The 26525-nt window shown below is 39.1% G+C and carries 27 protein-coding genes; 15 read left to right on the plus strand and 12 right to left on the minus strand.

Annotated features, from left to right (window positions below):
- Positions 1-219 precede the first annotated feature (219 nt).
- Positions 220-1053, plus strand: a complete 834-nt coding sequence (locus CW745_RS14675; protein ID WP_101109449.1) for a winged helix-turn-helix domain-containing protein — start codon at positions 220-222, stop codon at positions 1051-1053.
- A 70-nt stretch (positions 1054-1123) separates the two neighbouring features.
- A complete protein-coding gene (locus CW745_RS14680; protein ID WP_101109450.1) occupies positions 1124-1489 on the plus strand; it encodes a YacL family protein in 366 nt (121 codons plus the stop codon).
- A gap of 147 nt (positions 1490-1636) precedes the next feature.
- Here CW745_RS14680 and mgtE read toward each other — a convergent pair whose 3' ends face one another.
- From mgtE to kdsC, 9 genes are all read right to left on the minus strand, one after another.
- Positions 1637-2998: a magnesium transporter gene (gene mgtE / locus CW745_RS14685; RefSeq protein ID WP_101109451.1), complete on the minus strand. Its 1362-nt coding sequence runs from the start codon at positions 2996-2998 to the stop codon at positions 1637-1639.
- Between the two features lie 24 nt (positions 2999-3022).
- Positions 3023-3298, minus strand: a complete 276-nt coding sequence (locus CW745_RS14690) for an HPr family phosphocarrier protein (protein ID WP_101109452.1) — start codon at positions 3296-3298, stop codon at positions 3023-3025.
- Positions 3299-3302: 4 nt separating this feature from the next.
- Positions 3303-4157 carry an RNase adapter RapZ gene (rapZ, locus tag CW745_RS14695; protein ID WP_101109453.1) on the minus strand — a complete coding sequence of 285 codons (855 nt, stop codon included), beginning with the start codon at positions 4155-4157 and terminating at the stop codon, positions 3303-3305.
- Positions 4158-4172: 15 nt separating this feature from the next.
- Positions 4173-4619 carry a PTS sugar transporter subunit IIA gene (locus CW745_RS14700; RefSeq protein ID WP_101109454.1) on the minus strand — a complete coding sequence of 149 codons (447 nt, stop codon included), beginning with the start codon at positions 4617-4619 and terminating at the stop codon, positions 4173-4175.
- 319 nt (positions 4620-4938) lie between these two features.
- On the minus strand, positions 4939-6384 hold the full coding sequence (locus CW745_RS14705; protein ID WP_101109455.1) for an RNA polymerase factor sigma-54: 1446 nt from the start codon (positions 6382-6384) through the stop codon (positions 4939-4941).
- Positions 6385-6448: 64 nt separating this feature from the next.
- Complete coding sequence (lptB, locus tag CW745_RS14710; RefSeq protein WP_101109456.1) at positions 6449-7174, minus strand: LPS export ABC transporter ATP-binding protein; 726 nt, start codon at positions 7172-7174, stop codon at positions 6449-6451.
- Complete coding sequence (lptA, locus tag CW745_RS14715) at positions 7174-7707, minus strand: lipopolysaccharide transport periplasmic protein LptA (RefSeq protein ID WP_101109457.1); 534 nt, start codon at positions 7705-7707, stop codon at positions 7174-7176. Before lptA ends, lptB begins: the two co-directional genes overlap by 1 nt.
- Positions 7697-8257, minus strand: coding sequence for an LPS export ABC transporter periplasmic protein LptC (gene lptC / locus CW745_RS14720; RefSeq protein ID WP_101109458.1), 561 nt, complete (start codon positions 8255-8257; stop codon positions 7697-7699). The genes lptA and lptC overlap by 11 nt, the downstream gene beginning before the upstream one ends.
- Complete coding sequence (gene kdsC, locus CW745_RS14725; RefSeq protein WP_101109459.1) at positions 8258-8806, minus strand: 3-deoxy-manno-octulosonate-8-phosphatase KdsC; 549 nt, start codon at positions 8804-8806, stop codon at positions 8258-8260.
- Positions 8807-9006: 200 nt separating this feature from the next.
- Here kdsC and CW745_RS14730 point away from each other — a divergent pair, with 200 nt between their 5' ends.
- From CW745_RS14730 to murA, 7 genes are read left to right on the plus strand one after another with little or no spacing between them, the layout of a single operon-like run.
- The gene (locus tag CW745_RS14730; protein WP_101109460.1) at positions 9007-9816 is read left to right on the plus strand and encodes an ATP-binding cassette domain-containing protein; all 810 of its coding nucleotides are present in this window, start codon (positions 9007-9009) and stop codon (positions 9814-9816) included.
- Entirely contained in the window at positions 9816-10592 is a 777-nt protein-coding gene (gene mlaE, locus CW745_RS14735) for a lipid asymmetry maintenance ABC transporter permease subunit MlaE (RefSeq protein WP_101109461.1), read from the plus strand. The genes CW745_RS14730 and mlaE overlap by 1 nt, the downstream gene beginning before the upstream one ends.
- Before the next feature lie 32 nt (positions 10593-10624).
- Positions 10625-11092, plus strand: a complete 468-nt coding sequence (gene mlaD, locus CW745_RS14740; protein WP_101109462.1) for an outer membrane lipid asymmetry maintenance protein MlaD — start codon at positions 10625-10627, stop codon at positions 11090-11092.
- 2 nt (positions 11093-11094) lie between these two features.
- Positions 11095-11703: an ABC transporter substrate-binding protein gene (locus CW745_RS14745; RefSeq protein WP_101109463.1), complete on the plus strand. Its 609-nt coding sequence runs from the start codon at positions 11095-11097 to the stop codon at positions 11701-11703.
- Positions 11703-11981, plus strand: a complete 279-nt coding sequence (locus tag CW745_RS14750) for a hypothetical protein (RefSeq protein WP_101109464.1) — start codon at positions 11703-11705, stop codon at positions 11979-11981. The genes CW745_RS14745 and CW745_RS14750 overlap by 1 nt, the downstream gene beginning before the upstream one ends.
- A complete protein-coding gene (locus tag CW745_RS14755) occupies positions 11978-12226 on the plus strand; it encodes a BolA/IbaG family iron-sulfur metabolism protein (protein WP_101109465.1) in 249 nt (82 codons plus the stop codon). Before CW745_RS14750 ends, CW745_RS14755 begins: the two co-directional genes overlap by 4 nt.
- Before the next feature lie 20 nt (positions 12227-12246).
- Positions 12247-13506, plus strand: a complete 1260-nt coding sequence (gene murA, locus CW745_RS14760) for a UDP-N-acetylglucosamine 1-carboxyvinyltransferase (RefSeq protein WP_101109511.1) — start codon at positions 12247-12249, stop codon at positions 13504-13506.
- 294 nt (positions 13507-13800) lie between these two features.
- Here the strand turns inward: murA and degS are convergent, their stop codons facing one another.
- Both degS and hemL read right to left on the minus strand, forming a co-directional pair.
- The gene (gene degS, locus CW745_RS14765; protein WP_101109466.1) at positions 13801-14895 is read right to left on the minus strand and encodes an outer membrane-stress sensor serine endopeptidase DegS; all 1095 of its coding nucleotides are present in this window, start codon (positions 14893-14895) and stop codon (positions 13801-13803) included.
- Between the two features lie 340 nt (positions 14896-15235).
- The gene (gene hemL, locus CW745_RS14770; protein WP_101109467.1) at positions 15236-16513 is read right to left on the minus strand and encodes a glutamate-1-semialdehyde 2,1-aminomutase; all 1278 of its coding nucleotides are present in this window, start codon (positions 16511-16513) and stop codon (positions 15236-15238) included.
- A gap of 179 nt (positions 16514-16692) precedes the next feature.
- On the opposite strand from hemL, the gene clcA reads away from it, so the two are divergent.
- From clcA to CW745_RS14800, 6 genes are all read left to right on the plus strand, one after another.
- Positions 16693-18111 (plus strand): H(+)/Cl(-) exchange transporter ClcA, encoded by a 1419-nt coding sequence (clcA, locus tag CW745_RS14775; protein ID WP_101109468.1) that lies wholly within the window; start codon positions 16693-16695, stop codon positions 18109-18111.
- 2 nt (positions 18112-18113) lie between these two features.
- Complete coding sequence (locus tag CW745_RS14780) at positions 18114-18824, plus strand: DUF6776 family protein (RefSeq protein WP_101109469.1); 711 nt, start codon at positions 18114-18116, stop codon at positions 18822-18824.
- A gap of 114 nt (positions 18825-18938) precedes the next feature.
- Positions 18939-19286, plus strand: coding sequence for an iron-sulfur cluster insertion protein ErpA (gene erpA / locus CW745_RS14785; protein ID WP_101109470.1), 348 nt, complete (start codon positions 18939-18941; stop codon positions 19284-19286).
- Between the two features lie 151 nt (positions 19287-19437).
- Positions 19438-20517 carry an efflux RND transporter periplasmic adaptor subunit gene (locus tag CW745_RS14790; protein WP_101109471.1) on the plus strand — a complete coding sequence of 360 codons (1080 nt, stop codon included), beginning with the start codon at positions 19438-19440 and terminating at the stop codon, positions 20515-20517.
- Between the two features lie 2 nt (positions 20518-20519).
- Entirely contained in the window at positions 20520-23633 is a 3114-nt protein-coding gene (locus CW745_RS14795) for an efflux RND transporter permease subunit (protein WP_101109472.1), read from the plus strand.
- Between the two features lie 83 nt (positions 23634-23716).
- Positions 23717-24343: a trimeric intracellular cation channel family protein gene (locus CW745_RS14800; RefSeq protein ID WP_101109473.1), complete on the plus strand. Its 627-nt coding sequence runs from the start codon at positions 23717-23719 to the stop codon at positions 24341-24343.
- Between the two features lie 71 nt (positions 24344-24414).
- On the opposite strand, the gene CW745_RS14805 is transcribed toward CW745_RS14800, so the two are convergent.
- Positions 24415-26370, minus strand: a complete 1956-nt coding sequence (locus tag CW745_RS14805) for a hypothetical protein (RefSeq protein ID WP_101109474.1) — start codon at positions 26368-26370, stop codon at positions 24415-24417.
- Between the last annotated feature and the right edge of the window lie 155 nt (positions 26371-26525).

The following is a 26525-nucleotide window of genomic DNA, read 5'->3' on the forward strand; positions in this document are numbered from 1 at the left end:
CAAAGTACTATGACAAATTAATGAAAGTGGCTAAATTAGCTTGTTTTTTCACCAAAAATTGATATTATCTTAAAATATGATAAAAAAGAGAGACTGTCTAAACAGTCCATTATTAATCAACAAGAAAACAAACGAAAACCGAAAAGTAGCATTTACCAAAATAGGTAAAGCATTATTTCGGAATTTACAATTTAAATAATCATAAAAGTGGGTACTATTATGTTAGAAAAAAGCTTAGTTGTGGGCGAATACCACATCGACACAAGTCAAAACAGTTTAATTCACGGTAGCCGTAAAGTTTACCTTGGGCCATTACGTACATCATTACTGCATTTTTTATGCAAAAATGTAAATACGGTAGTGACGCGTGAAGATTTAGCACAGCATGTATGGGGGCGCTTAGTGACTGACCATACAATTAATCAACATATCTCCCAACTACGTAAAAGCATCGGCACATTAAGCCTACATGGTTTAAATATTTCAACGATCCCTAAGCGAGGCTATATTGCACGCATGGAAGGTGTTGGCGTATCTGAAAATAATGTTGCACCTATCGCACAATCTGAAAGTTCAACAAATGTAGTCACTGGAATGAAAGTGTTAGTTGTTGAAGCTGAAGCGACACAACGTATTCAGTTAATTGAACTATTAGAAGATCTCGACGTTGCCTATGTTGAAGGTGTTGCAACAACGATTGAAGCTGAACGCTCAGTAGCACTACAAGATTTTGATCTAGTTATTGTAGATACATTATTGGATGATAACTCTGGTTTAGAGTTAATTAAAAACATCCGTACGGGCCAAACATCTGCAGCTGCTGATATTTGTATTTTAAGTGCGCACTTTGATGTTCAACGAGAGCTACTTGGCTTAAACAGCTTACTAGACGTTCAAGGTTTATTGCTTAAACCTTTCGAGTCTAGTCGTTTAAAACAGATGCTAATGGTCGCAACTAAATCAAATGTTGTTTTAAAACCACAAGCAGCTTATGAGCTTGTACCAACAAATGTATTAGAAATTGTTGCACAAGCAAAAGCAATTAATAGTTAATCGATAGTTAAATTACTTAAAGGCTCCCATGGAAACATGGGGGCCTTTTTTGCTTTAAGAAGATAGTAAAATGGAATTCGAATTTAGAAAAGATTTTATAACCGGTCAGGCAACGGTGCAAACTGAAATGGACCATGAAGCTTTCGCGACGTGGCTTGAAATGGAAGGGCAGGAGGAAAGCTGGGTAACATCTTTGTTGAACCAGATTAGCGATTTACAAAGTCGGAAAATAACTGAATATAAACTTATAGGGAGTGAGTTTAGTTTGTTATTAACGCATTCTGAAGCACAGGTAGTCAATCACCGTTTGCTAGAGCCAGACACGGATGAAGAGCTTGCGGATGATTTATCATTTTATAATGCGGAAATTGAAGCTTGTTGTGGCTTAGAAGACTTTGAAAATCTATTACAATCATGGCTTGAGTTTATTGCTTAAACATTCGATTAAAAGCAAGTTTTAACTCGCTTTTAATCGGTTTCTTATTTTTAGGGGGAGTTTCTTTTAAAATAACTCACCTTACCCTGCGTTAGACTCATTCAGCATAGAGTGACTATGCTACATACGCTTTACTTTACTCAAACTCTAGTGTTGTAGTACCAATGTTGCCATTCCTAAAAATGAGAAGAGGCCAATCACATCGGTTACCGTTGTTAATGCCATTCCGCCAGCTAAAGCAGGATCAATTTTATATTTATGCATGATCAGTGGAATAGTTACCCCAGCAATACCTGCGACTGAAAGGTTAATAAACATTGCTCCAGCAATAATAAACCCAACTGCAATATCACCTTTCCAAAGTACGACTGCTGTGGCTACCAATACAGCCCAAACCATACCATTTAAAACACCAATTGCGGCCTCTTTTCCAATTAGCCAGCGTGTATTACTGTTACCGATATGGCCGACTGCAATACCACGTATTACTAATGCCAGTGTCTGATTGCCTGCTATCCCACCCATGCTAGGGACTATTGTCATTAATACGGCGAGTGTTGCCATCTGTTCCAGTGTTGCTTCGAACATATTAGAAACAGACGCTGCAATAAAGGCTGCGATTAAATTAATAGAAAGCCAAACCGTTCGGCGTTTGGCACTGGGCAAGATAGGGGCGAAGGTATCTTCGTCATCATCCATACCTGCCATACCCATCATTGAGTGCTCTGCATTTTCCCTAATAATGTCAACGACATCATCAATGGTAATACGCCCTAGTAGTTGATTGTTATGATCTACGACTGGTGCAGATATCCAATCATGTCGTTCAAAGAGCTTTGCTATTTCAAGCTCGGGCATTTCAGCCAATAAACTACCTGTTTGAGTGTTCATCACTTCAGCAACAGAAAGTGCAGGGTCAACCGTTAATAATAAAGATAATGGAACATCACCAATTAAATGGTCATCAGAATTAACAACATATAAAGTATCTGTCGCTTCTGGCAACTCATCTTTAAGGCGTAAGTATCGAAGTACAACATCAATAGATACATCAGGTCGGAGTGTTATGGTGTCTGTATTCATAATTGAGCCAGCTGTATCTTCAGGGTAAGCGAGTGCTGTTTCAACTCGATGCCTATCTTGTGCATCCATCTGCTCTAAAACAGCTCGGTAAAGGCTATTTGGGATGCCACGAAGAATGTAAGCCAGATCATCAGTGTCCATCCCTTCAGTAACAGCAACTAAATTGGCCGCATCCATTAGGCTGATAATACCGTCTTTAGCATCTTCGTTTAATTCTTCGAGGATTTCACCTTGTTGATCATGGTCTGTAAGGTTCCATAATACCTTACGATTTGCTGGTGGTGAGGATTCAAGTAGTAATGCGACATCACAGGCAGGCATCTTTTCGATAATACTGCGAGCAAGAACAAACATGCCACTTTCGATTGCTTTATTGACTTCGCGGAGGTATTGCTGGGTATCTTTTAATTCGTTTTTTTCCAGCATCTGTTTTCCTTTAAATTATTATTATTATTCTTCTTCTAAAAACTTATCTTCTATTAGCCTAGTAACGGCAGACATTGCCTGTTGTGCTTGATTACCCGTTGCCGTTATTTCTATCTCTTGTCCAAAACAGGTTTCTAATACCATTAACCCTAGTACACTATCAGCATCAGCTTGTTTACCGTGGTGGCTAATCGTGATCTTAGCATCAAAATTATTAACCAATTCAACTAGTTTGATGGTAGCTCGTGTATGTAAACCGAGTTTGTTTTGTATTGTAATAGTTTGTTTGATGATATCCACTTTTTTATAAGCCTTCTTTTCCTGCAAGTCGTTTATGCTCAACTTGTACCTGATATTTGTTACCGAAACGAGCCGCAATCTTTTCCGTTACATAAACTGAGCGGTGTTTACCTCCTGTACAGCCGATAGCAATAGTCACATAATTGCGGTTATTATCCTCTAAATGTGGCATCCAAGATTGAAATAAATTCTCAATTTGATTAACCGTTTGCTTAACTATTGGAAAAGAGTCTAGATAGTCAATAATAGGTTGCTCTGTACCGTTAAATTTTTGTAATGAGGGTTCCCAGTGCGGGTTAGGTAAAAAACGAACATCAAAAATATAATCTGCATCTTCAGGCGATGCATACTTAAAGCCGAAGGATTGAAATATGATCAGTAACTTACTTTTGCTCGTGCCTTGTAAAAAAAGTTTGATGCGTTCATTGAGATTATGAATAGATAGTGTGGTGGTATCTATTTCAAGTGCTGCTGATTTCCTGATAGGGGCTAATAATGTATTTTCTTGCTCTAATGCCTGTGATAAAGACAGTTTTTGTTTTGACAGAGGGTGTAATCTGCGAGTTTCACTATAACGTCGAATGAGTTCTGTGCTAATCGCATCTATATAGATGATATCTATTTTTACTTTGCATTTTAATGTTGCTAGCAAGGAGTCAATTGCATCAGAGTCACCTGGTAGATTACGAACATCTAGAGTGATGGCTATTTTATTATTTTCTACATCAACGGTATCGAGGAGTTGATCTAATAATTGGAAGGGCACACCATCGATACAGTTATAGCCTAGATCTTCAAGCACATGTAGCGCGATTGTTTTTCCTGAGCCGGAACGTCCACTGATGATGATTAATTTCATTTTTTTCCCTCGCAGTTATTCAATTTGCAATAGGTTATATAACTGCTCGTTAGTTTGTGCGCTTCTTAGTTGTCGCAAATAGGGTTTGTCGAGCAATTTTTGACTTATTTCTGAGAGCGCCTGTAAGTATTCTTGGCATTTATCTTCAGGAACAAAAATAGCAAATAATATATCGACTTTATTACCATCGTAAGAATCATAATCGATCCCTGAATGGCATTGCATAAAAATAGCAGTAGCTGGATAGCTACTGTCAATTTTAACGTGTGGAATAGCAATTCCTAGCCCAACTCCAGTAGAGCCAATTTTTTCTCGTGCAATAAGCGAATTGAATAATTGCTGCGAGTCGATATCTAATTTTTCAGCTGCAATAATGCTGATTTTTTCTAATGCGCATTTCTTACTGCTGCAGCTAGTTTGGCTAAACACAGAGTCTTTATCTAATAGGTCAGATATTTTCATAATATTATTTTCTAGTGGCACAATTGGCGCGATTTTATCAGGTTAAATAAGAATGGCTATACAAGAACGCCCATTTTTTAATATTAATCAATATTAAGCGATTTAGCTTACTTAACCTCAATTCTGGTTAATGAAAGCTTTATGGTGTTTAAAACCACGATGCTGCTACTTTTATAATACAGTGCCTTCATTTTTGCGTAGTTCAGGCAAATTATCGTCGCAATAATGGGGTATTGGTAGATGTTTTAACGCCGAAATTCGCGGAAATAGCTGTATTGTATCGCTTTGCTTATCCAGAACTTAGGTTAGTTATCTAAACTTATAGTAACTGCTTGCGTTGATTAGAGGGTGGGATACCTAAGGACTCCCTATATTTAGCAATAGTGCGTCTTGCTACTTTTATCCCCTGCTCTTCAAGTAACTGAGTGATTTTGTTATCGCTGAGTGGCTTAGTAGTGAGCTCTGCATTTACTAACTTTTTAATTAACGCACGGATAGCAGTCGATGAACATTCGCCACCACTCTCGGTAGCAACATGGCTAGAAAAGAAAAATTTTAATTCATAAATACCGCGGGGTGTATGCATAAACTTTTGGGTGGTAACTCGAGAAATAGTAGATTCATGCATTTCAACTTCAAAGGCAACATCATTGAGCACCATTGGTTTCATTGCTTCGTCACCATATTCAAAAAATGCTTGCTGTTGTTGCACGATACAGTTTGATACTTTTAACAATGTTTCATTACGACTTTCGAGGCTTTTAATAAACCACTTCGCTTCTTGAAGGTTACCCTTAATAAATTGCGAATCTGTTTTACTAATATTACCTTTGCATAAGTCTGCATATTGTTGATTGATAGAAAGGTTCGGATCACAGTCCTGATTTAGCGATACGCGCCATTGTCCACCTATTTTTTTCACATAGACATCAGGTACAACGTATTGTGCTTGCGTATCTTCGAATTGATTTCCAGGACGTGGCTCTAAGGTTTGAATTAGGCGCATAATTTCTGCGAGTTCATTCTCTTTCAGTTTGGTCTTGCGCGCTAAAGTACGGTAATCTCGGTTACCTAATAGGTCCATATGTTCTTCGAGAATCATTAATGCTTCTGCACGCCAAGGGGTATCATCACTGAGATGCCGTAGCTGTATTTGTAAGCAGTCTTGTGCTGACTTAGCCGCAACACCAATGGGATCAAAATGCTGTATTCGTTTTAAAACTGCTTCGATCTCATCTAACTCAAGATCTTCAACTTCATTACTCAACGCTTCCAGTATCGATTCGCAGCTACTGGTTAAGTAGCCAAACTCATCAATGGAGTCGATAATAGCGGTTGCGACTAAGAGATCGGTTTGAGAAAAGGGAGTTAGTTGCATCTGCCATATTAAATGATCTTGAAGAGAAATAGATGACTCTCCCTGATAGACGCTATCTTCGCCTTCAAAAGAGGATGAACCTGAGGAAATTGAAGTTGTTGGAGGCGGTGTATAAGCTTCTTCCCAGTTGCTTTCATCAGGTTGCTCTTGTGAAAATTCTTGTTGGGTAAGTGCTTCGGCTGTATCAAGTTGACTACTGTCTTGCTCTTTGACGACATCTTGAAGTGAGCTGTTATCTTCTTGCTCTAGTAATGGGTTTTCATCAAGCGCATTTTGAATCTCTTGTTGTAAATCAAGGGTGGATAGTTGTAATAATTTGATCGCTTGTTGTAATTGTGGGGTCATCGCAAGTTGCTGACCCATTTTCAATTGTAACCCTTGTTTCATCAAAGCTTGTATTTCCTGATATAAATAACTAGTAGCTATGTCTTAATAACTATATTTACAATAACTATAGTTTAAATTCTTCACCTAGATACACTTGTTTTACATGATCATTTGCCAATATTTCGTCTTGTGTCCCAATTGCGATAATTTCACCATGGCTAACAATGTATGAGTGTTGACAGACATCAAGCGTTTCACGCACGTTATGGTCAGTAATTAGGACGCCTAAGCCTCGATCGCGAAGTTGACCGATAATATTTTTGATATCAATGACTGAAATTGGATCAACACCTGCAAAGGGCTCATCTAGTAGAATAAATTTAGGTTCGGTTGCTAGTGCTCTGGCAATCTCTACACGTCGACGCTCGCCACCCGAAAGGCTCATGCCTTTATTATTACGAATATGGGTAATATGAAACTCTTCTAATAGCGTATTCAGTTTTTCGAGGCGTTGATCTTTGGTAAGTTCTTTACGTGTTTCTAAGATACCCATGATATTTTCAGTGACTGTTAAACGTCTAAAAATAGAGGCTTCTTGAGGTAAATAGCCTATCCCTTTTTGTGCTCGTATATGCATTGGGTGATGTGATATATCTTCACCATCGACAATAATGGTGCCTTCATCCTGCTTCACTAAGCCAACGACCATATAAAATGAAGTGGTTTTGCCTGCCCCATTTGGGCCGAGTAACCCAACTATTTCTCCCGTCTTGACGGTTAAGCCTACACCATTTACTACGGTACGGCCTTTATAGCTTTTTACTAAACCTTTTGCGATTAACTCAGCCATTATTTATCTTCAGCCTGTTGTGTATTGTCATCTTTATTTTCAAATTGTGCTGGTAAAAATACCGTCTTTACACGCTCTTTGCTATTTTTGTCGCTTTCTACAATCAACTCTTCTGTTTCTAAAAAGTAGATTATTTTAGAACCATTAATTTGACTATCTAGCTGTTTTACTTGTGCGTTACCCGTTAAGGTTATCTTGGCTTTCGCTACATCGTAATGAATAGTATTCGCTTCTGCATCAAAGGGCTTACCATCTTCTTGGGTTTGGTAAAAAGTCGCTACATCACCTTTGGCAATCATAATTTCTTGATTGGCTTTCTCGCCACGAATGACAACCAGTTCATTTGCTGTAATTTTAATGGTTCCCTGGGTTAGCAACACTTCTTTTAGGAAGGTTACTGTATTACTTTTCATTTTTGCATGTTGGCTAACTGAGCTTACATTAATTGGTTGATCGTAATCAGACTCTAAAGATTGTACTGAAAGCGAGCAGAATATCATGCCAACGATTAAGCTAATTTTATTAATTTTCATTTAGGTATACCGCTTTTATCTGTTTTTTAACGATTAATTCTTCACTAACAAGTGATGCCCACATGCCAATGCCTTGTTGATCCATTTGTGGCCCTTGCCAATGAACAAATAGGTCTGTACTGATCTCTTTTTCTGTTAATAATATAGTTAGTTTTTCAGTACTCATTGTCTGTACTAATTGATCTAAACTTAAATTTTTTACCCAAACATCACCAGAAAGAATTAGATGATTATTACCACTTAATTGTCCATCTTCACTAGTTACTTGCCAGGTTGTGATACTATTTTCTTGCTCATTTTGTACATACATTAACACTTTAGGATTTTCAAAAATGGTTATCTCTTTGTCGCTATAACTGGTTGCTTTAGAAGCATGCACTTGATGAGTGATCATACCGGTTTCATCAAAATGATCGCTACTAATGTTGTACGCAATATAACTTGGATGATGCTCTGGTAGTACTTCTAATTGTTGTTGTGGCTTTAGATATAACCAGATTAAAAAAACAACCAACAAAAGAGCGTAGGGGAGCGCTTGTCGTATACTCATTTATTGGCTTTTACCCTGTGTTGTATCTAGTTTGTCATGGCATTGTAAAAATAGATCACATATCTCACGTACTGCGCCAAATCCTCCACGAGTGTAGGTAGTCAGATCGGCACCTTGTAATACTATAGGGTGGGCATCCATAACAGCAATACCTAACCCACAATGTTGCATGACCGGGAGGTCAACTACATCATCGCCGATATAAGCCACTTGCTCGCTAGAAAGGCCTAATTTTTTAATTAATAACTGATAGGCATCGATTTTATTTTCAATGCCTTGCAATATATGTGTTACTCCTAGGGAGTGCATACGCTGTTCGACTATTTTTGATTGTCGGCCGGTTATAATAGCAATCTCGATGCCCATATTCATGATCGCTTTCATACCAAATCCGTCTTTGGTGTGAAATGCTTTAAGCTCTTCGCCTGCATTACCAAGGTAGATCCGACCATCTGAAAAGACACCATCTACATCGCAAATAAGTAATTTTATCTGTGCTGCGCGATGATAGTTTTCATTACTAATTAAGCCGTAAGGAGTTGTGACCATTGGATTCTCAATTTAAGGGTTTTTAATTTAAATTATGTCTATCATAAATAAAATAGCAAAATGGTTCCTCCAAGGCGAGTAATGATTATCTGTTTACTACAATATTGCTACAAAATAGATAAATTAAGCGCTTTAAGGTTTGAATCTTTGTATATATCCCATAAACTAATGTTTATATTATCAAATGAACCTCACAATTTATGACGCAATTAAATCATCTAGTAATAAATCAGCTCTGTTTTTCTCGTAATGATCGACTGTTATTCGACAACTTAGACTTTCAGTTTGAGCGTGGAAAGGTTACTGCTATTTTAGGTCCAAGTGGAATAGGTAAGACGACATTATTAAAACTCATTGGCGGTCAATTACCTGTAGACAGCGGTGAGATTTTTTTTAACGAGCAAGCAATTCATAATTGCAGTGATCTAGTTCGTTATGAAGCACGTAAAAAAATGGGCATGTTATTTCAAAGTGGTGCCCTATTTAATGATCTTTCTGTTTTTGAAAATGTTGCCTTTCCATTACGTGAACACTTCAAATTGGAGGAATCTTTACTGACTACTTTGGTGCTAATGAAGTTAGAGTCAGTTGGGTTGCGTGGCGCTAAAGATCTAAAACCAGCAGAGCTATCGGGAGGGATGGCTCGTAGGGTGGCACTCGCACGAGCGATTGCCCTAGATCCTGAACTGATCATGTACGATGAACCTTTTACAGGGCAAGATCCTATATCAATGAATGTACTCTTAAAGCTTGTTAAAGAGCTAAACAAAAGCCTTGGTTTGACTTCTATCATCGTCTCGCATGATGTTAACGAGGTACTTTCGATTGCCGATAACGTCTACGTGCTTGCAGATAAACGTATTATAGCGAGTGGTTCTGTAGATGCGGTAATTAAGCAAAAAGACAATGCTTTATTGCAACAGTTCTTACTCGGAAAAAGTGAAGGCCCCGTCCCTTTCCATATGCAAGCATTACCATTTTCCGAGCAACTTAAACAGGTAAGTAAGTAATGATAACTTTTATTCGTCATGTTGGCAGGGTGAGTTTATCGTTAACGCAAGGTATCGGTCGAGCATGTTTAATGCTGTGGTTCACGCTTTCAGGAAAGCCACATAAGAAACTGTTTCCATTGCTCATTCAGCAAATTTTCCAATTAGGTATTCTCTCGTTACCTATTATTTTAACCTCTGGCTTATTTATCGGTATGGTACTGAGTTTGCAAGGATATTATGTCTTAGTGGATTACGCCGCCGAACAAAGTTTAGGTAGCCTTGTCGCCCTGTCGTTATTAAGAGAGCTAGGGCCTGTTGTCGCCGCTTTATTATTTGCAGGGAGAGCTGGCTCTTCTTTGACCGCAGAAATAGGGCTAATGCAAAGTACTGAGCAGCTGGCAAGCATGGAAATGATGGCGGTTTCACCCTATAAGCGCGTGCTTGCCCCTCGATTATTGGCTGCTATTATAACATTACCAATGCTGACACTATTGTTTAATGTGGTGGCTATCTGGGGAGGATATTTAATCGGTGTAAATTGGATGGGGGTTGACGGTGGGGCATACTGGTCTGTGATGCAAGGCAGTGTTGAATATATGCCCGATGTGATGAACGGAGTATTTAAAAGTGTTGTCTTTGCAATAATGATAGCTTGGGTCGCACTTTATAATGGTTATTATGTAGTCCCTACCGCGCAGGGTATCAGCCACTCAACCACTAAAACGGTGGTTGTGTCATCCTTGTTAGTATTAGCAATGGATTTTGTTTTAACCGCCTTAATGTTTGGTGCTTAGTATTTGTAAACTGGATTAAATTGGAATTAAATATGTCTGTTAAAAAAATTGAATTATGGGTAGGTGCATTTGTAATTAGCGCCATCATCGCACTTGCTATCCTTGCTTTTAGTGTTGCGGGGTTGTCATTTAAAGGCGAAGGTAAGAGTTACACCTTATCTGCAAGCTTTTCAAATGTCGGTGGGCTTAAGGTGCGCGCGCCGGTAAAATTAGGTGGTGTAGTCGTTGGCCGAGTAGAAGAGATAACCTTAGACACGCAAACTTATAGGCCAATTGTGCGTTTATCTATGTATGAAAGTAAAGGGATATACCCAGAAACGTCTTCACTTTCTATTTTAACGTCGGGATTGTTAGGCGAGCAATATATCGGCATAACACCGGGGTTTGTTGATGAAGATATCGAAATGTTGGGGGATGGAGACAGCATTGAAGATACTAAGTCTGCGCTGATATTAGAAGATCTAATCGGTCAATTCATCTACTCAATAAATAAGGATTAATAATGAGAATTGTATTTGCTGTTTGTTTAATCATCGCTACTTTTCTAACTCATGCGCAGACAAACGTAGAGAGTGATCCTAATCAAGTTATTCACTCGGTATCAGTTAATACCTTTGCACGTATTAATGCGGACAAAGAAAAGCTTCAAGCGCAACCTGATCATATTAGAGTGATCATTGAAGAGCAGTTGATTCCATATTTTGATTATAAATTTGCAGCCTATAAGGTAATGGGAAGCCACCTAAAAAATACCACAAGGGAACAACGTGATCAGTTTGTTGAAGCTTTTAAAACGTATTTAATTAACGCCTATGGACATATTTTATTTGAGTATGATCAACAAGAGGTAGAAATACTCGATAATCGCCATTTTCAAGGTAAACGTATCATTACAATTCCTGTTAAAATTCGCGATAAAAATGACAACATTACTCAGATAGCTTTTAAATTACGAAAAAACAAAAAAACAGGTGAATGGAAAGTATTTGATGTGATTGCTGAAGGGATAAGTATGCTCGACACAAAACAGTCAGAGTTAAATGAACTTATTCATAAGCATGGGGTCGATTATGTGATTACGTTACTAGAAAAGAAAAATAGTGAGTTTTGATGGTGGGTAATATTAATCATAAACAATATGAAATTTCTGGCGATTTAGTACTTCAAGCGCTTTCTTTACAGCGATATCCAGATATAAAAAGTTACAGCAATATAAAAACAATTGATTTGCAGGGGGTAAAAACTATAGACTCTGCGGGTATTGCTTACTTAGCACAAATTAAAACAGCCTTCTCAACGATACAGTTTATCAACAGTGCTGAAAAAATATTTATACTATCAGCTTTATATGGGGTTGATTTTCTCTTTACGGAACGAGGCTTTCAATGAATATTGAAATAATTAAAGAAAAATTAGAGAGCGCATTAGTGCTTCAAGAGTGTATTGTCAAAGGTGAAAACGGTACCTTTCAAGTGATTGCAGTTGCTGATTTTTTTGTTGGCATGAGCCGAGTAAAAAAACAGCAAACAATCTATGCTCCATTAACAGAAGAGATTGCTTCTAATGCAATCCATGCGCTAACCATCAAGGCATTAACGCCAGATGAATGGCAAAAACAAAAACATTTTATTTAGTAAGTGGGAAGGGTAGTTCGATGGGTCAGTTTCTAATTCAAGGTGGTTGCCAGCTAAATGGCGAAGTAACCATTTCAGGTGCCAAAAATGCGGCATTGCCAATTCTTTTTGCCACGCTACTTTCTAAAGGCGATGTTAACTTAACTAATGTGCCTCTATTAAAGGATATTTCAACAACAATAGAGTTACTTAAAGAGCTTGGTGCGGACGCTACACAAAATCAGCATCATGTTCATATCAATGCATCTCAAGTAAAAAATTATACCGCTTCCTATGAGCTTGTCCGTAGTATGCGAGCTTCTATTTTGGCATTAGGCCCATTAGTAGCGCGATTTGGTGAAGCTGATATCTCTCTACCTGGTGGCTGCGCGATCGGTGCTCGCCCCGTGAATCTTCATATCCACGGTTTAGAACAGATGGGAGCAACAATTAAGGTAGAAGATGGTTTTATTAAAGCTCGTGTAGATGGGCGTCTTAAAGGATGCCATCTGTATATGGATATGGTCAGTGTAACTGGTACTGGTAACCTCATGATGGCGGCCGCTCTTGCTGAGGGCACAACAACCATTGAAAATGCAGCTAAAGAACCTGAAATTGTAGATTTAGCTAATTTTATAAATGCGATGGGCGGAAAAATCAGTGGTGTTGGAACTGATACTATTGTTATTGAAGGTGTAGAGTCTTTAGGTGACTGCCATTATGAAGTACAACCAGATCGCATCGAAACAGGTACCTTTTTAGTTGCTGGGGTAGTTAGTGGCGGTAAGGTTAAATGCCTTAAAACAGATCCTAATCTATTAACAGCTGTTCTGGCTAAGCTTGAAGAAGCAGGGGCATTAGTAACCTCTGGTAAAGATTGGATTGAAGTTGATATGCATAACAGAGAGCTTAAGTCTGTCAATATCACTACAGCACCTTTCCCTGCCTTTCCAACCGATATGCAAGCTCAATTTACAGTATTAAATACTGTTGCTCCGGGAACTGGACGTATTAAAGAAAATATCTTTGAAAACCGCTTTATGCACGTTCCTGAATTACAACGTATGGGTGCAAATATTGAGCTTGAAGGTAATTTAGCTATTTGTGGCGATCATGATCAGCTAAGTGGTGCTAAAGTAATGGCAACTGATTTACGTGCCTCAGCAAGTTTAGTTATTGCTGGACTTATTGCTCAAGGTGAAACTATCGTCGATGAGATTTATCATATTGATCGTGGTTATGAATCCATCGAAGATAAGTTAATTCCGCTGGGTGCTAAAATGAAACGTATTGAAGAGTAAGCTTCGATAGACAATAAAAAAGGGAAGCTAATGCTTCCCTTTTTTATTGCTAATACTTAATCGTAATACCAATCGAATTAAGTATGTGATCTAAATTCTGCGCAGGAAAAGTGACTTAACTCAAGGCGAAACTTGACGTAAATGGTTGTTCCCTTTACGAAAGATTCAACGAAGAGGCAGTTTGCTTTAACCAGCAAAATAGATCAGCTATTTATTTCGTTTGGTATAATACCAATTTCGCTAATATTGATCAGTTATTTAGTGGATTTGGTATAAGTGCCAATAATTGAGCCACTAGTTTTGTTTCGATGTTTCTGCTTTAAATTGAGGTGTAGTTAGTTCGCCAATAATAACAGGTAGTTGTAGCTCTTTGCCTTTTCTAAGTAGAGTTAAGGTTGTTTCTGAGCCTGGTTTTAGCTCTGCAACACTATCCATTGCAGTGACTAAGTTTTCAACTGACTTTCCATTAATTTTTAATAAGATATCATTCACTTCTACGCCAGCATTAAAGGCTGGTCCATTCTCATTAACTGCTTTGATGATAATGCTGTTTTGTGATTTTAACCCCCACAATCGGGCTAATAATGGATCCAAGTTTTCTGCAACTAAGCCAAGAGAGCCACGAATAACACGTCCATCACGTATCAAACTTTCCATGATACGTTGTGATAATTGGTAGGGAATAGCAAAACTGATGCCATTACTAATATTTTGACTGTTGGTATAAAACTCAGATGTGTTAATGCCCACTAACTCTCCTCGACTATTAATTAAAGCCCCACCGGAGTTACCTTCATTGATCGCTGCATCTGTTTGTAAAAAATCTTGTCGACCCGAAGAGCTCATACCATTTCGGCCAGTCGCGCTGATAATGCCTTGAGTAATCGTTTGACCTAGGTTATACGGATTACCTATGGCTAAAACAATATCGCCCACTTGAGGGATATAGCTTGGATTTTGAGGAATGACTGGTAAGTTATTACCTTCGATCTGTAATACTGCTAAATCGGTAATCAAATCACTTCCTACCACTTTAGCGCTAAATAAACGACCATCCTGCAATGCTATCAATATTTGATCCGCTTGTGAGACGACGTGAAAGTTAGTGAGGATATAGCCTTTATTATCGACAATAATTCCAGACCCTAACCCTGTTGGTTGTAAGTGTTGTTTATTATCAATACCTGAGTCGATATATTGCTGAGAGTAAATGTTCACTACGGCAGGAGATGCTTTTTTTACTGCATCACTGTAACTTGCAACTTGATTGTTATCAAAAAATTTACCTACAACATTGACAAAGTTTGCGCCATATAGCACAACCAGCGCGATAATAATTCCCCAAAAAATAGGCTTTAGAAAATAGAAAAGTTGCGTTTTAAAATTCATACAGCGAAGCCAATTATGTAAAAGGTGACATTATATAGTAAAGCACTTGTTTAAACTCTGTTTTTAAGGTGACCGTTTTGTGATTTTAAAAGAAATAAGGCTAAATAAGGGCAAATAAATTTCTTATTTAGCCTCAATTCTGGTTAATGGAAGCGTTATGGCGTTTAAAATCATGATATTGCTACTTTTATAATACAGTGCCGTTAGTTTTGCGTAGTTCAAGGCAAATTATCGTCGCAATAACGGGTTATTGGTAGATGATTTAACGCCGAAATTCGCGGAAGTAGCGGTATTGTATCGCTTTACTTATCCAGAACTGAGGTTATTTAGCCTGTTGTTATTAAATCATTTCTAATGCACGTTTTGCTGCTTGTAATGTGTTTTCAATATCTTGATCGCTATGTGCAAGCGATAGAAAGCCTGCCTCAAATGCAGAAGGAGCTAAGTAGATACCTTCAGCAAGCATCAGATGAAAGAACTTTTTAAATTTATCTACATCACAGTCGCAAACTTCTGAAAAATTAGTTACCTGCTCTGCATCGGTGAAAAAGAAACCAAACATTCCACCGACATAGTTTACTGTCAATGGTACACCTACTTCTTTTGCTACCCTTTTTAAACCAAGCGCAAGGCGTTCTGTTTTATCTGCTAATTGTTTATATTCAGGGGTATCAAGGGCGTTAAGCGCGGCTAAACCGGCTGCCATTGCAATAGGGTTTCCTGAAAGAGTACCTGCTTGATAAACTGGTCCTGTTGGTGCGATATGTTGCATCACCTCTTTCTTACCACCAAATGCACCGACTGGCATACCGCCTCCAATGACTTTCCCTAAGGTTGTTAAATCAGGCGTGATGCCATAGTGTGCCTGTGCACCACCTAATGCAACACGAAAACCTGTCATCACTTCATCTAAAATCAGTAGGGCACCTGACTTATCACAGATCTCGCGCAAGCCCTGCAAAAATCCATCAGCAGGGGGGATACAGTTCATATTTCCGGCAACGGGTTCAACAATAATACAAGCTATTTGTTCGGGGTAATTTGTAAATAATGCTTCAACAGACTCAAGATCGTTATAGTTTGCTGTTAATGTATGTTGAGCAAAATCGGCAGGTATGCCTGGAGAACTTGGTTGACCTAAAGTGAGTGCTCCTGAGCCCGCTTTTACTAATAGCGAATCAGCATGACCATGATAACAACCTTCAAACTTTAAAATTTTATCACGGTTGGTGTAACCGCGAGCTAAGCGAATGGCACTCATGGTCGCTTCTGTACCTGAGCTAACCATGCGAAGTTGTTCCATTGAAGGCACCAAGCTCTTTACTTTTTCGGCCATGATTATTTCTAATTCAGTCGGAGCTCCAAAACTTAAACCATTTTCTGCGGCTTCAATAACGGCCTGTTTAACATCAGGGTGATTATGCCCTAAGATCATCGGCCCCCATGAGCCGACATAATCAATGTATTGTTTTTTATCAGCGTCAAAAATATAAGCATCTTGCGCTCGCTCAATAAATAGTGGCCCGCCACCGACACCATTAAATGCACGAACGGGGGAATTTACACCACCTGGAATAATATTTTGTGCGCGTTGGAAAAGGGTTTCTGAATTGCTCATCTGATGCCTATAATAATTATGTTTGAATAACGTTAATATATCAGATTCTCTAGGTAGAAAAAAACAGTCAATTATATTTGTTGTAAGTGATTTATTTGAACTGCATCAACTCTTTAAGGTCTAATATTTTTATATAATGATTGTTTTTGTCTTTCAATTCATAAAGTAGTCTTAATTGTATGTTCAAGACCATCTCATCATTTTTTATCAATAATCTGCGCCGTTTTGTCGATAGGTTTTTCACTCGTAAAAGTAGTGCATTGCTTATCTGGTTATCGGTGTTTATTGGTGTCCTTGCCGGTGCAATGTCTGCACTCTTTGATCATGGCATTATTTGGGTTGCTGAATTACGTCTGTTATTTATTGAAGCCTACAGCGATTCAACGACACCTATGTGGTTGGTCGCTATTCCAATCTCTTCACTAATGGCTGGGGTGGCTTTTTACATTACTCACAGATTTGCACCAGAAGCCGGTGGTAGCGGTATTCCTGAAATCGAAGGTGCGATGGAAGGTATGCGCCCTGTGCGCTGGAAGCGTGTTATTCCGGTCAAATTTTTTGGTGGTTTACTCGCTTTAGGCAGTGGCATGGTACTAGGGCGAGAAGGCCCTTCTGTACAGCTTGGTGCAAATATCGGACGCATGATTTCTGATATTTTTAAAGTTAATAAAGCTGATGCTCAAGCATTATTAGCTGCAGGTGCTGCTGGTGGACTTGCTGCCGCCTTTAATGCGCCACTGGCGGGTATCATGTTTGTAATCGAAGAGATGCGCTCGCAGTTTAACTATAACCTGACATCAACAAAAAGCGTTTTCATGAGTGCAATAATGGCAACTATTGTGATGCGCCTTATTACCGATCAAGATGCAGTTGTTACGGTAACTCAATATAGTCACCCAAGTTTAATCTCGTTATGGCTGTACCTTCTACTTGGTTTTTGTTTTGGTGTTATAGGTATTTTGTTTAATAAAATGATTCTTGCTACTCAAGACATGTATCTTTTTATCCATCAAAATCAGCGTTGGCGCTTTGTCATGATTGGTGTGTTTTTAGGTGCGATTTTTGGAGCACTATCGATTATTGAGCCGGATCTTGCTTTTAGTGGTATGGAGCTAATTCCAGAAGTAGAAGCGGGTCACTATTTAATGGGCGGTTTATTAACAATTTTCTTGTTTCGTATTGTTGCTACCTTACTCAGTTTCGGTTCAGGAGCACCGGGTGGCGTTTTTGCACCTACATTAGCATTAGGGACACTTTTTGGTATGTTATTTGGTCTTGGTGCACAGCAGTTATTTCCGCATTTAATTACTACGCCAGGCACTTTTGCGATTGCTGGCATGGGCGGGCTATTTGCAGCAACGGTGCGTGCTCCAATTACTGGCATATTATTAGTTATTGAAATGACGAGTAATTATGAAATGATTTTACCGCTGATTGTAACTTGTTTGGGAGCAACCATGGTGGCGCAGTCTTTAGGTGGACGCCCAATTTATACTCAGCTGTTAGAGCGAACAATGCGTTTGTCTATGCGCCGTAAACGTGAAGAAACGACACGTAAAGCAATGTCTCGTTTGGCATCGACAGAGCCTAAGGAATAATTTTGAAAAGGTTAAGGTATAGTCTTATAAAGTGGTTAGTTGTTGCGTTGATCTGTTTATTATTAGGTTTTTTGCTTGGTAAATTTAAACAAGATATTTTACATGAGCAATTGTTGGAAACGACCAACGGAGTAAAGGCTTTAAATGAGCGTAATGAGTCTTTACAAAGCGAAGTGTCTCGCTTAGAGGTAGAAGATATTTCACAAAAAGAAACCATTAAAAGCTTAGCTGAATCAAATAAACAGCTTCAAAATGAGTTATTAACAGCAAATAATAAACTGTTTTTTTATGAGCGTGTTATCGCTCCAGAGCTTGAACAGCCTGGGGTGAAAGTATATTCATTTGAATTAAATCAAAACGAATTAACAGAAGAGTGGCAATATCAATTAGTATTGATGCAATCACAAAAAGAGCGTCGCTTCTTAAATGGAACCTATACTATTTCGTTGTCGGTATTTGAAGGCGAAATATTGAAGTTGGTTCCTTTATCTACTCTTATGGAAGGAGCAACAGATGGTTTTAAATTTAAATACTTCCAGACGCTAGAAGGTGTATTTTCGCTTCCAGAAAATACAACTGTAGATGAAGTTATTGTACAATTAAATGTAGCTGGAAATCGCTGGTATAAAGCACAAAGTATTGAAGAACGCTACGATTGGCGTGTACTAACAAGTTTAGACAGTAGTGAAATGGGGGAGTTTGAAATTCGCTAATATATTCATTATGTATATAGGCTTAAATAGTCTGTGTATAACGGCGATAGTAGTTGAACAAAATAGTCAGGTATTACATAATAGTTAATAGAGCATATTATATTAGAGGTTAACATGACATCCGAAGTAGAAATGGCAATGCCTATTAATTTCAGCGAAAGCGCTGCAAATCAAGTAAAAGGGCTGATGGCCGACGAAGATCCCAATATGAAATTACGTGTTTATGTCACTGGTGGGGGATGCTCAGGTTTCTCATACGGATTTACCTTTGATGAAAAAATAAATGAAGGTGATACGCAAATTGAAAAAAACGGAGTGACCTTAATCGTAGACTCAATGAGCTTGCAATATTTAGTCGGTGGTACCGTTGATTACACAAGCGGACTTGATGGTTCACGCTTTTTTGTTGATAACCCGAATGCAACTGCAACCTGTGGTTGTGGATCGTCATTCTCTATCTAACAATCTCCCCTTTTATGGTGCTATTGACTAGCACCATTTTTTTACTGCAAAGCTGTTGTTAACTAACAAAAAACTATATTTCCTCTCGCATTAAATTCTAATCTCTATAATATATCCCTTGTGTTTTTTTTATTATTTCTTGAGGTTTATTATGCTTGCTTCTGCACTGAGATATTTTCTATTACGCCCTTATTATTTAGCATTAGTGATTGTCGGCTTGTTGTTTTTTTGGATGTTATCCTCCCCTGCACAAAGTCAATTAAGCAACAATGACCCAAAAGTTGATGAAGCCCCTTTACCGAAAGTGCAGACAACCCATTTTGTACCACAAAAAATGGTTAAAGAACTTAATCTATATGGTAAAAGCGAAGCAAACAGCCGGGCGATTATTCGCGCTGAAGTACCTGGCAAAATTATAAAAATTGGCGCAGAAAAAGGCCATTATGTAAAACGAAATAAAAGTATTGCCAATATTGAAAAAAGTGAAATTCCTGAACGTTTGGCACAAGCAGAAGCGCAATTAAAAGAGAGTGAATTAAATTATAAAGCGGTTAAATCTTTAAATGAAAAAGGGTTGCAAGGACGCGTTCGTTTGGCGGAAGTAAATAGTACATTTCTTGCTGCACAAACTACGGTTCGTCAACTCAAACTACAGTTAAAACGTACTAATGTGGTTGCACCATTTTCTGGTGTTTTACAGGAGCAGTTTTCTGATAAAGGGGATTATGTACAAGTAGGCGACCCGATATTTAGTATTGAGAATACGAATCCCATCGTAATTAGAGGGGATGCAACAGAGCATCATGTTACGCAACTTAAAAAAGGCCAAAAAGTCACTGCTGAGCTTCTCTCCGGTGATATTATTGAAGGGAAATTAACCTACATATCGTCAATGGCGGACAGTCAAAGTAGTACCTTTCGTGTGGAAGCGGAGTTTGATAATCCTGAGTTCAGTATATTTTCAGGTATTAGTGCAAGGTTAACGATACCACTATACCCTGTTGATGCGATATATGTTTCTCCTTCGGTTTTAGCCTTGGATGAAGCGGGTAACTTGGGGGTGAAATTAGTGAAAGATGGCGTCGTTGTCTTTAAAGCAATTAAACTGGTTGAGGCTGATAATGATGGAGCTTGGTTATCTGGCTTTGATGAGCCAGTAGATATTATTACTTTAGGACAAGGTTTTGTAAAACCCGGCGCACAGGTTGATGCAAGCGCAGTTGAGGAGTAGTCATGAACGCAATTATTGAGGGCGCATTACAACGAAAACGCGCGGTATTAATGATGCTTGCATTTTTACTCATTGCAGGGCTTTCGGCGTATATTAACATTCCTAAAGAATCTGATCCTGATGTACCCATTCCTATTATTTATGTTTCTGTGGGCCATGAGGGGATCTCTCCAGAGGATGCAGAGCGACAATTGTTACGCCCATTAGAACAAGAACTTCGCAGTATTGAAGGCATAAAAGAGATGAAGTCTACGGCAAGCTCTGGTCATGCTTCAGTGGTACTGGAGTTTTATGTTGGCATCGATATTAAGAATGCTTTGATTGATGTAAGAGAGCAAGTTAGCCAAGCCAAAGGGCAATTACCCCAGGATACTGATGAACCAATTGTTAAGCAGGTTACTTTAGCAACCGAAAACCCTGCGTTAACTATCTTACTTTCCGGCGATGCGCCCGAGCGAGCAATGATAACCCTTGCTCGATTAATGCAGGATAAGTTAGAAAGTTTTGCCGAAATCTTAGAGGTAAGGATAGGCGGTGACCGTGAAGATATGGTTGAGATCTTAGTAGATCCGTTATTAATGGAAAGCTATCAACTTAATATGACCGATATCTATAACCTTATCTCTCGTAATAACCGTCTTGTTGCAGCAGGTGTGTTAGATAATGGTAAGGGGCGTTTTCCCATTAAAGTTCCCTCGGTATTTGATTCGGTTAAAGATGTCATGGAGATGCCGATAAAGGTAACTGGGGATAAAGTCATCACCTTTGCTGATGTTGCACAGATTCGTCGTACCTTTAAAGATTCTAACAATTTTGTCCGTGTTAATGGTTTGCCTACGGTATCACTTGAGGTGATAAAACGCCCCGGGGAAAATATCATTGAAACCGTGGACAAGGTGAAAACTCTAATCGATGAAAATCGCCAATTTTGGCCAAATAACATTCAGGTTAGTTATGCGGGAGATAAATCCAAAGATGTAAAGCAGATGCTTAATGACTTGCAGAACAATGTTATAAGTGCAGTCTTATTAGTGGTGATTGTGATCATAGCCATTTTAGGCGTTCGCAGCGCAGGTTTAGTTGGTGTGGCTATTCCCGGCTCATTTTTAACGGGTATTTTAGTTCTATGGATGTTCGGGATCACGGTCAATATTGTTGTGTTATTTGCACTGATCATGGCTGTTGGTATGCTGGTTGATGGCGCCATTGTAGTCACCGAATTTGCCGATCGTGAAATGAGTGCTGGTGTAAAGCGTCATAAGGCCTATGTGACGGCCGCGAAACGTATGTCATGGCCTATTATTGCATCTACAGCAACGACCTTAGCCGCTTTCGCTCCGCTACTTTTTTGGCCAGGTGTGACCGGCGAGTTCATGAAGTATCTCCCTTTAACATTAATCGCAACCTTAAGTGCTTCACTCTTAATGGCCCTTATATTTATTCCTGTGTTAGGAAGTGTTTTTGGTAAACCACGTGTACTTTCAGAGAAAAATGAACGAGAAGCGATTATTGCCGACAAAGGTGATTTGCTTTCATTAACCGGCATTACCGGTGCCTATGTTAAAACCTTAAATAAATCCATAAATAGCCCTTGGTGGGTGTTATTGATCGCGATTGCCATTGCAGCATCTGGTATGACGCTTTTTATCAAGTCTAATTTAGGTGTGGAGTTCTTCCCAGAAGTAGAGCCACCCGGAATCAATGTGAAAGTACGTTCTTATGGTGACTTTTCGATTGATGAACAAGATAAAATAATGTCTACCATTGAGGAAAAAATACTTCCTTTACAAAATGAAATCGATACGCTTTATGTAAAAACAGGCGACTCAACCGGAGAAACGGTTGGATCGATGCGAATTAACCTTAAAGATTGGCATGAACGACGTAGTGCAAATGAAATAATTGCAGATATTCAAGCTCGTACGGTGGCATTACCTGGTGTTGAAATAGAACTTAAAAAAGATCAAGCAGGGCCTCCAACAGGAAAAGCGCTGCAGATTGAATTAAGCTCTCGTTTTCCTGAGTTATTACAGGAAGCTGCTGATAAGTTGCACCATGCACTGGCTGCTAAACCTTACTTCATCAACCTAGAAGATGATGGAGCTAAACCGGGAGTTGAATGGCAATTTAAAATTAACCGTGCAGATGCCGCCCGTTATGGTGCAGATGCAACATTATTGGGGAGCAGTGTCCAGTTCTTAACTAATGGGTTGATGTTAGGTACTTATCGACCTGATGATGTTGATGATGAATTAGATATTCGCGTTCGTTACCCTGCTGATGAGAGAAGCTTGAGCAAATTGACCGAACTACGTATACAAACTGAAGCAGGGCAAATACCAGTTAGCCATTTCGTCGACCTGACTCCAATGCCTAAGCAATCATCGATTAAAAAAGTAGATGGGCGCATTGTGATGACGGTTAGTGCGGATATGGCAGAGGGCTATAATCTTAGCCTTATCTTACCTGAACTGGAGGCTGAGTTACCTGATCTTGGGTTAGATCCAAGAGTGAGCATAAAAGTGCGCGGTCAAAATGAAGAGCAACAAGAAGCCTCGTTGTTTTTACAAAATGCATTTATGGTTGCTCTTGGAGTCATGGCACTTATTTTAGTACTCCAGTTTAATTCTTTTTATCAAGCATTTCTGATTTTGAGTGCCGTAATATTTTCGACAGCGGGCGTCTTTATTGGCCTATTTTTAAGCCAAAGTGCTTTTGGTATTGTGATGTCTGGAATAGGCGTAATCGCTTTAGCGGGTATTGTGGTCAATAACAATATCGTTTTAATTGATACTTATAATGTATTTAGGGATCGGGGTTTAACTACGCACGATGCAATTCTTCGTACCGGTGCGCAACGTATTCGCCCTGTATTACTGACAACAGTGACGACAATCCTTGGCTTAATGCCCATGGTATTAAAAATGAACATCGATTTTGTGGCACGTACCGTTGAGTTTGGTGCGCCCTCTACCCAGTGGTGGGCACAATTAGCAACGGCTATTGCTGGTGGTCTAACCTTTGCCACATTATTGACATTAATATTAACCCCCTGTTTATTAATGATAGGTGCGAACTGTGCGCGTTACGTTGACTTACGCCTAAAAAAGATATGATAAAACCTATCGTCTAACTTGCAACATAGCTATTAGGTGGTTAATATTCGCCGCCTAATATTCTTGCTATGGAAAGTCTGTTAATGCTTGAAAAATTTATCTATATTTCCGATATGATTGGGGTTATTGCTTGCGCCATTTCAGGTGTGTTAGTGGCCACTCGCTTACGTATGGATCCATTTGGGATAACTGTTCTTGCCGGTGTGACAGGTATTGGTGGGGGGACGATTCGTGACATGATGATGGGGGCGACGCCAGTTTTTTGGATAATTGATAATACTTACATTTATGTCATTTTATTAACTGCCATTATTTCAGTGTATTGGTTACATCGCATACATCGCTTTCCCGTTTACCTACTGCCTATTTTGGATGCTTTCGGTTTGGCTATTTTTACCATTATCGGTGCCCAAAAAGCACTCGCTTTTGGCTTTAGTGGTCCAGTTGCTATTGTGATGGGCTGTGTCACAGGGGTTGTAGGCGGAATGATCCGAGATATGCTCAGTGGGCAAATTCCCTTCGTATTGCAGAAAGAGATTTATGCAACCGCGTCTATTTTAGGCGCCACCTTGTATGTTATCTGTGACTATTTAGCATTCGGTCCGATTGTCGCAATGATGATTGCGATGCTAGGCACACTCTCTCTGAGGTTATCGGCAATTTATTGGCATCTTTCTTTACCTGTGTTTAGTAGTGATAGAGAAGCTTAATGGGCGAGGAAAACTAAAAAGCCCGAAACTTAACTGAACGGGCTTTAAATGTGAGGAATTTTTGGGGCGGGTTAGCCTTGCGACATCGCTTGTTCTGTCCCTGATGGGATTTCAGTTTCTTCCTCATTTTCAGGTTGTTCAGTTTCCCCACCATTTTCAGATTGTTCTTTCTCTGGTAGCATATCTCGAGAGGCATTAGTTAGAATTGTATTCTTCGCCACTTCGTTAAATACAAGTTCACCATCATCGCCATCTTCTGTATCTTCCCATACTACACGTACAAAGCCATTATATACAGTATGGAAGAACTTATTGTTGTCCTCATTAACATCTGACCAGTTCGTATCTATATTGGCAACTGAGCTCGGAACACTGAATTCGCGAAGTACTTTGCCGTGTACGGTAATGTCTTTCCATGTTCCTGAGGCAAGCTTAGTAGTGCTATCAGTTGGATAGAATAAGCGTTTATAAAAATCAGCTTTCCCTCCTTGTATTACTTGCATAATAATATCGCCGTTTACTTGGTTTTCGGTTAATCCTGCAATATAGATACTATTTTCTGCCATAGAAGGGGGAGTGCTTGCGCTTGCATTGATAATCATTGGATCTAAAGTTGTTGCTGGTTCACCATCCCAATCAACACCATTACATGATTCGCCTAACTGCTCCCATCTTGTTGGGTTACCCTCTTCACACCAATCGCCGAGATTAAATCCATAGGGGCTTGAGGCTGAAGATGGTGTAAAGTCGAGTTGGTAGGCTTTTGAACCAGCTGGGAATTTAAGTGTACTTGAAACTGCCTCAGCCCAAGTGCCATCCCCACCAGAGTTTTGCAGTGCAGCTTGCACACTGAGACCTTCTATCGCAATTTCCTTAGCTGTTACGGTTTCGTTTAGCGCCGTTGTACCCATATTTAATGTGATGCTTCCATCTGCATTAAGCGTGATAGTTTTTATATTGTCATCTTCGGCAACCCACCCCTTGTCGGTGAGTATTAACTGTTTGGGGTCAACTTCAAAGGTAAGTACCTGTTGCTCATCATTTTCATCAATTTCATATTCGTCATCAATAACATCGCCAGCACTGTCTAGCTTGAGCATGCCAAACTCTAAGAAAATAGTATCGTCGTCTTCTTCACTCCAAAACCAATGAATGCCACCATCTTTAATTAATTCAGCTAAACTAATCTGCATTGAAGTTTTTGTCGCTTCATTTTGCGCCACCTGTTCTTTTAGACCTTCTGTTTCAATCGCTACATGATCTTCATTAATATCCGTTGCGATACTTTCAACATCAAAGTTATCATCGCCATCTAGTGCTGCACTTTCTACTGTTTGTGTGATGGTAGCTAAGGCCGCAAATACCTTAGTTGTGATTAGAGAAACCAGCTCATCTAGCTCTACCCCTTCAGTTTCAGCTGTTGTTTTTAATGCATCCATATTGGTTGCGATCACATTGGCGGTGACCTGTGCAATTTGATGTAGCTTTTTAAATTCGGCTGCGTCATCCCCCGATGCTTTCGCCTCAACATAGTCTTTATCCAATGCCAACGTGGTACCTAATTTGCCTTGTACAGAAGATTCCGCTTGTTCAATACTATTACCATTTTCAACTTCATTTTGAACCAGTGTTGTGAGTGGGCTGATAAAGGTATAACCGGCTGGAGCACTTAGCGTGTAAGCTTTTTGTACTACACCACCATTGGCATCGTCTAAGTAATCTTCATCAACCGTTTCTCCCTTAGTGACGATCACTAATAGCGGGTTTTCATCAATTTCTGCTTGCGTTACGCCTTCAAGAGTAAAGGCTCCTCCTTCGCCTGTAGTAGCAGAGGGTTCTCCTGCATCACACATCTTATTTTTATCTAAGTCTAAACATACTGTTGCGTTTCGAAGATAGCCGTCGGCTGCCTTACCCGAGACAGATGTAGTCGCTTCATCAGCAACTGAGTTTGATGAAGAACTTCCACCACAGGCAGATAAAGCACCAATGACAAATAGTGAGGTTAGCGTTTGTTGAAATTTCATAAATACTCCATGTATTATCTCAAAAATAAAATAGGCCATATTTGTAAATAAATAATAGAAAACCCATTTAAACCACAATCAAAAATAATGGTAGTCAAGGGTTTTTTATAATTCCACGTCATAAATTTTATTTTTTGTTAAATAACTAGCTAAAA

The organism is Psychromonas sp. psych-6C06 (assembly GCF_002835465.1).
Classification (GTDB): domain Bacteria; phylum Pseudomonadota; class Gammaproteobacteria; order Enterobacterales; family Psychromonadaceae; genus Psychromonas.